The 3,673-nt window shown below is 60.6% G+C and carries 4 protein-coding genes; all 4 read left to right on the plus strand.

Annotated features, from left to right (window positions below):
- Positions 1-533 precede the first annotated feature (533 nt).
- The 4 genes from ACFFGH_RS34135 (at position 534) to ACFFGH_RS34150 (ending at position 3,532) form a co-directional block, all read left to right on the plus strand.
- Positions 534-935, plus strand: a complete 402-nt coding sequence (locus ACFFGH_RS34135) for a hypothetical protein (protein WP_386677366.1) — start codon at positions 534-536, stop codon at positions 933-935.
- 81 nt (positions 936-1,016) lie between these two features.
- The gene (locus tag ACFFGH_RS34140) at positions 1,017-1,490 is read left to right on the plus strand and encodes a hypothetical protein (RefSeq protein WP_386677368.1); all 474 of its coding nucleotides are present in this window, start codon (positions 1,017-1,019) and stop codon (positions 1,488-1,490) included.
- A gap of 826 nt (positions 1,491-2,316) precedes the next feature.
- Positions 2,317-2,598, plus strand: a complete 282-nt coding sequence (locus tag ACFFGH_RS34145; protein WP_386677370.1) for an Imm27 family immunity protein — start codon at positions 2,317-2,319, stop codon at positions 2,596-2,598.
- A 565-nt stretch (positions 2,599-3,163) separates the two neighbouring features.
- Positions 3,164-3,532 carry a DUF6404 family protein gene (locus ACFFGH_RS34150; protein ID WP_386677372.1) on the plus strand — a complete coding sequence of 123 codons (369 nt, stop codon included), beginning with the start codon at positions 3,164-3,166 and terminating at the stop codon, positions 3,530-3,532.
- The last annotated feature ends 141 nt before the right edge of the window (positions 3,533-3,673 follow it).

The raw sequence follows: 3,673 nt of genomic DNA on the forward strand, positions 1-3,673 counted from the left end.
AGCTCGGGGCACTTGCCCAAGCGTCCCCGCCAATTCGGCCTAACAATTCGTCCAAGCCGAAACTGCTTCGCAGTTCGGCTTAACTCAGGTGTTAGGCGGGGAACAGGCCTTGTTGCTCAGCGGTGTTCTGCCTGGCCTCGCACGACTGCCCCACTCGGCCGTAGCGCCGGTCTCGCACCGCAGCGCCCGAGCATTCGTTCGGGACAGTTGGCTGGCTCCGGACGCATCGGGCCTCACGCACTTTCGGTCCGCGCCCGGCTGGGTTCTCGGGCATAACTTCGTCACGCACTGCGGGTTCTCGGCGGGCGCTCGTTGCACAGCCGCCTGCACATGACCTGCCTTCGGACGCATCGGACCGGTAAGATCGCCCAGTTGCTGTGAGGGTTCGACGCGACCTCACGTTTCCCTTCCGGGCCAGCAAGTGTCCAGGTGCTGCGGACTCTTTCGGGCCTAACTACGCGTTCAAGCCGAAACCGCTTCGCGGTTCGGCTTAACTTGGGTGTTAGGCATCACATCCAACTCTAGGGGGCGTCGTGAAACGAAAAATGCACTCGGTCCAAGTTGAAACCGACCGCGAGGGGAATATCCAGCTGTCGCAGGAGCTCCACGATCTGAACGACCCAGACCCGATCATTACCGTCTCGCCGGACCAAGCTGGTTTGTTAGCCTCCTGGCTCATCGAAGCAGCTGGCTCAATCCGTGGTGATAATGAGGCGATCGAGTCAATTCCGGTCAAGTTCTTCTCGCGCGGTCCGGAGGCCGAGCTGGAAGAACTGAAGGTCTATAACAACAACAGCGGCATGATCATCCTCAGCATCGACGAAGACACGTACATCGAGGTGTCTCCCGCTATGGCCAAGCGTATGCGTGACCAGCTCTCCAAGGCGATCTCGCTCGCCTTTACAGACATGCTGCGTGGCGATGACGAAGTGTGATGCCTAACAATTCGTCCAAGCCGACGCCGCTTCGCGGCGCGGCTTAACTCAGGCGTTAGCCCCCTTTTAGGTAGGTACCGAATGAACCGAATCGCACTGCTTGGCCTCCTGCTATTTCCTATGCTCTCCCACGCGGCGTACCGGTGCGATCCAAGCGCCGCTCCGGATGTCATCGAGCAATCCTTCGGTGCTGAGCTGGAGCGTCTGAGCGCCGCGCAGAAGGCCGCTGAAGCCACGCACGAGGCGAAGCTGTCTCGCATTGGGGATGAGCTGGTCAAGAGTGGAGCTTGGTCGTCCGCCGACCGAGCCCGTTTTTATCAGGACCTCATGGTCGACCAGATCTTCGCTAAGGAAGAGAAACTAAAGGCCAAGTACCTCGCGAGCTTCATGGCGAGCATGGAGGCAGCAGAAAAGGCCTCGGGCAAGGACTCAGCCGAGCTCTGCAGGCTTGCCGAGGGTGCGCTCAGCATCTTCGGCGAGATCGTGAGCTCGAACCAGCGGCAGTGGCACTACATGGAAAACGAGCTTTCGAAGGTTCAGCGCAAAGGGAGCTAACTATTCGTCCAAGCCGACGCCGCTTCGCGGCGCGGCTTAACTCAGGTGTTAGATTGCTAGATGAACCTTCTCGCCCGCCAAGCATCCTTTGTTTTCTTCGGCGGTGGGGTCCTGTTGCTAGTCGAATATCTACTTGCGCAGCTTGTCCCACCGATGGGCACCTTGTTCTATCTGCCAACACTGGTGTGGCTATCAGTGCTTGAGGAGCAAGGAATACCTACGCTACAAGGCTCGCCCGACGGATGGCCCATGGCGACAGCGCTGGGTTGGAAGATTGCTGGCGCAACTTGGTGGCTAATATGGTCCCTTGTCATAGCAGCAGCCGTCTCGCGTCGGCATCGTCGTACGCAATCTAACAATTCGTCCAAGCCGACGCCGCTTCGCGGCGCGGCTTAACTCAGGTGTTAGGCGCCACACGGGCTTCGGGGTGTACTGGTTAACCCGCTACCTATTTCTCGTGTCAGCTGCCGTTTCCGCGGTCGCGCTTTCGGTCATGGCGTTCTGCGTCGTCACAGATTCCGTGTTGCTGTTTGGGTTGCTGCCATGGCCAATGCTCGCCGCTGTCAGCATTGTGGGCATGCCGGTCGCGGTTGTGCTCTGTCGCATCGTGTCCTGCCGCGCCTGCGGCAAACGGGCGCTTCTGGTTCCTGATCCCAGTGAACCAGGGCATATCCATCAGGTTTGGGCTCGGCGTTGTGGTCACTGCTGTCATCTGCTCCCGTAACGGCCCTTACTGAGACCCCTGGCTTGGGCTAACGTACGCGCCTAACAATTCGTCCAAGCCGACGCCGCTTCGCGGCGCGGCTTAACTCAGGTGTTAGGCCTCATGATCGAATTTCACGAGCACTCGTTGGTCGGCCGCTGGCTGAGCACGGGCGGCGGCGTGAGCGGGGACCCAGCGTGCCGGCGCATCGAAGCGCTTGTGTCTGGGCATCTACTGGAGCTCGCGCGCACTGACGGCGGCTGGCGAACTCTTTACCGTGATCCGCACGACGGGCGGCTGTGGGAACGCAGCTATCCACAAGGCGAGCTCCATGGCGGAGGGCCTCCGGCGCTACATTGCGTAACCTTAAAGCAGGCCCGTGCGGTGTACGGCTATGAGGCCTAACAATTCGTCCAAGCCGACGCCGCTTCGCGGCGCGGCTTAACTCAGGTGTTAGGCCGCATGGAAAGTCAGCTGCGCTTGACGATCGATCACGATCCAGACGGCACATCCGAGCTATTTGCCGAGGTCCGGGCCGCGGGCTTTGCCGGGCGGGCCAGCGCGTCTATCAACGCAGAGAAGCTAGCAGCCCTGGGCAGAGAGTTAGAAGCCTCCTTCCCACTGACTAAGCCCATCGAAATAGCTGGTGGGTTCTGCAGTCCCGGTAAGCCAGGTACGCTGTCTCAAGAGCACCTCGCGCTGAGCTTCTACCCTGTGGGCCATACCGGCAAGGTGGGCTGCCGTATTCGGCTTGCGCAAGCAGTGCATGACGGTGAGCGGCCTGAGTCACAATGTTCCGTATCAGTCGAAATCCTCACCTCATACGCGGAACTTCAGCGGTTTGGTCCGGGGTTACAACGGCTGGTAGAAGGGTCGGTATCAGAGGTTCTGCTCCACGGGGCTGCGGCCTAACAATTCGTCCAAGCCGACGCCGCTTCGCGGCGCGGCTTAACTCAGGTGTTAGACGCTTATGACGCATCACGAAAAACTGGCAGCAATGCACCAGCACATGATTGCAATCGGGGTGCCGGCCAGCACGGCAGCACCGCTGGCGTGGCGTCTCCTTTGGCGCCTTGGGGTTGAAGTCCCGCCGCCCCTTTTCGTCCCCTTCGCAACAGGCGCACTAGCGATGAGTGGCGCCTTCGCTCTTGTCTGGGGCCTTCTCATGTGGGGCCTCTTCTGGGCGCGTCAGGGCATGCCTGCGAGCTCCGTGGTCGCGGCTGCTCTCGCGGCGGGTGCTCTCGTCGGTATCAGTATGGCTGCGTACTTTCGCCACCTTGCCCGTAAGCACAACCTGCCTTCATGGGCGGAGTACACAGGTGCCCCGACGCGCGTCTAACAATTCGTCCAAGCCGACGCCGCTTCGCGGCGCGGCTTAACTCAGGTGTTAGGCGGGCAGCAGTAGGTCTCTAGGTCGGCGAAGTTCTACTTGGCTTCGTGCGTCGGCCGCGCTCATGCAAAGGCCCCGTAGCTTTCGCCG

The organism is Lysobacter korlensis, assembly GCF_042434515.1.

Coding starts and splice junctions, on each gene's coding strand:
- ACFFGH_RS34140 (WP_386677368.1), top strand. CDS start 1,017: ATGAACCGAATCGCACTGCTTGGCCTCCTGCTATTTCCTATGCTCTCC.
- ACFFGH_RS34145 (WP_386677370.1), top strand. CDS start 2,317: ATGATCGAATTTCACGAGCACTCGTTGGTCGGCCGCTGGCTGAGCACG.
- ACFFGH_RS34150 (WP_386677372.1), top strand. CDS start 3,164: ATGACGCATCACGAAAAACTGGCAGCAATGCACCAGCACATGATTGCA.